Below are 2,516 nucleotides of genomic sequence, written 5' to 3'. Positions count from 1 at the left end.
GTAAGCGCCTGAGCAGTACCGTAGTTCAGGTTGTTGACGACGGAGATTCGCGGCGCTATCGGATGGGCTCGACGCGAGCAGTAGGCGACAGCGACGGTGCGACGTTCCACGGGAGCAGTTCGTCGACGCGGTTGGCCGGATGGTCGGCGATGCGCTCGAGCACGTAGGCGAGATACGCCTCGGGATCGAGGCCGTTCAGGCGTGCCGTGCCGATCAGGCTGTACATCGCGGCGGCACGTTCGCCGCCGGAGTCGGCGCCGACGAACATATAGTTCCGCCTTCCGAGAGCGACGCCTCGCAGTGCTCGCTCGGCGATCAGATTGTCGATCTCCGCACACCCATCGCTGCAGTAGTAGACGAGCGCCGGCCAGCGATTCAGCGCATACCGAATCGCCTTGGTCGTGTCAGATTTTGCAGAGAGCGTGGCAAGCGTCGCCTCGAACCAGCGCTTCATGTCGTCGAGCAGTGGCACCGCCTGCGCTTGGCGCACACTGCGCCGTTCGTCGGGCGGCTTGCCGCGGATCTGCTCTTCGATCTTGTAGAGCGCGCCGATCCGGCGCAGCGCCTCCTCCGTCACGGCGTTGGGGCGCACCGCATGCAGGTCGTGGATCTTCCGGCGCGCGTGAGCCATACACGCGGCTTCCTGGACGCGGCCGTCGAGATACAGCTCGGCATAGCCAGCGAACGCGTCAGCCTGCAGCACGCCGGCGAAGTCAGCGAGATGTTGCTGCGGATGCTCACCGCGGCGATCGGACGTGTAGGCGAACCAGGCCGCCGGCGGTTCGTCGGAGCCGCTCGGCCGATCATCGCGCACGTAGACCCAGAGACGTCCTGTCTTCGTGCGACCGTTGCCCGGCGCCAGCACCGGCAGCGGAGTGTCGTCCGCATGAACCTTACCGCAGGCCAGCGTGTAGCGGCGCACGGCGTCGACCAACGGTGCGAGCAGCGCCGTGATGCTACCCATCCAGTAGCCCATCGCGCCGGGATCGATCTCGACGCCGTCACGCGCGTACATCACCGCCTGGCGGTGCAGCGGGAGGTGGTACGCGAACTTCGACACGGCGATGTGTGCGAGCAGTGCCGGCCCCGGGCTGCCGCGCTCGATCGGCCGGCTCGGCGCCGCGGCCTGCACGATGCGATCACAGCGCGCGCAGGCCAGCTTCGGGCGGCGATGACGGATCACGCGGAAGTGCGCACGCACGTATTCGAGTTGCTCCGCGACGTCTTCGCCCAACGGCTTGAGCTGCCCACCGCAATCGGGGCAGTCATCATCGGCGGGTAGATGGACGCGCTCTTCGCGTTCAAGATGTTCGGGTAGCGGCTTGCGGCTCGCACCTTCGCGGCGCTGCCGCTTTGCCTCGGGAGCGGCTGCCACATCGACGGCACCTTCCTCGGCCTGCAGGTCCTCGAGCCGCAATTCGAGCTGTTCGATCTGGCGATCTAGTTTCTCCGATTTCCGGCCGAACTGCATTCGGCGCAGTTTCGCGATCGTGAGCTTCAGATGCTCGATTTCGAGTGCCCGCGACGAGAGCTGCTTTCGCAGCTCAGCAACCTGGGCATCACGCTCAAGCAGCAACGCTTTCAGAGCGTTGATGTCGTCGGGCAGCGCGGTCGAGGTCGATTCCATGAGGACAGTTTACGACTGCCCACGATCACGCGAACACCAGTTAACAATGGTTTACAGCGCGCTACGTGGGCGCGCGGCTTCGACCGGCTGTCGCCAATCGAAGCCCTCGAGCAACAACGACAGCTGAGCGGTTGTCAGCGCGACCACACCAGAGTCGGCACGGGGCCAAGCAAAGCGTCCTTTTTCGAGCCGCTTCGCCAATAAACATAGCCCGCCGTCGCTCCAATACAAGCACTTCAGCAGGTCACCGCGCTTGCCCCGGAACACGAAGACGTGTCCAGAGAACGGATCTTTCTCCAGCACCGTCTGTACCTTCGCGGCCAACGAATTGAAGCCGCATCGCATATCGGTGACGCCCGCCGCGATCCAGATCCGCGTGTTTTGAGGCAGACCGATCATCGTAAAATACGATCGAGAACAGAACGCAGCACGTCGGGGTCCGGCGCGCCTTCGATGCGAATCGACGTCTTGCCATGCTGAATCTGGATCGAGCCGGACGGTATGTTGTCGGTCGCAGTCGGCACTTCGAGCGCCATCGACGGCTGAGACGGTTCGTTGACGACAACCGGCAGCATTGCCTCTGGAATCGCATCATCCGTTAGCAGGCCTTGCGCATGGAGGCGGCGCCATGCCCACACCTGATTGGCATTGATGCCGTTCTCGCGAGCAACACGGGCGACCGACGCGCCGGGCTCGAATGTCAGCGCGACGATGGTCCGCTTCCATTCCGTTGGATGTCGGCGCGTTTGCCGTCTCGACGGGATCTCGACTGTCTGAGTCACTCTGTCCACAACTCCTATCGTGGACACGACCGGTCATTCGTGTCCTTCGACGGACATCATGACATTCGTCATCGAACGCTCCTAGACGGTACTGGTCTCGCGCTTAC

The 2,516-nt window shown here is 63.8% G+C and carries 3 protein-coding genes; all 3 read right to left on the bottom strand.

All coding sequences use genetic code 11. From position 1 onward, the window contains the following. Positions 1-55 precede the first annotated feature (55 nt). The 3 genes from tnpC to tnpA are packed head-to-tail and all read right to left on the bottom strand — an operon-like array spanning position 56 to position 2,409. Positions 56-1,627, bottom strand: coding sequence for an IS66 family transposase (gene tnpC, locus WS91_RS24720; RefSeq protein ID WP_059671216.1), 1,572 nt, complete (start codon positions 1,625-1,627; stop codon positions 56-58). Positions 1,628-1,678: 51 nt separating this feature from the next. Next, positions 1,679-2,026, bottom strand: coding sequence for an IS66 family insertion sequence element accessory protein TnpB (gene tnpB / locus WS91_RS24715; protein WP_059671215.1), 348 nt, complete (start codon positions 2,024-2,026; stop codon positions 1,679-1,681). Then, positions 2,023-2,409, bottom strand: coding sequence for an IS66-like element accessory protein TnpA (tnpA, locus tag WS91_RS24710; RefSeq protein ID WP_231752090.1), 387 nt, complete (start codon positions 2,407-2,409; stop codon positions 2,023-2,025). Before tnpA ends, tnpB begins: the two co-directional genes overlap by 4 nt. Between the last annotated feature and the right edge of the window lie 107 nt (positions 2,410-2,516).

The organism is Burkholderia sp. MSMB1498, assembly GCF_001526245.1.
In the GTDB taxonomy this organism is placed as follows: Bacteria; Pseudomonadota; Gammaproteobacteria; order Burkholderiales; family Burkholderiaceae; genus Burkholderia; species Burkholderia savannae.
This window is presented reverse-complemented; position numbering and strand designations above follow the sequence as displayed.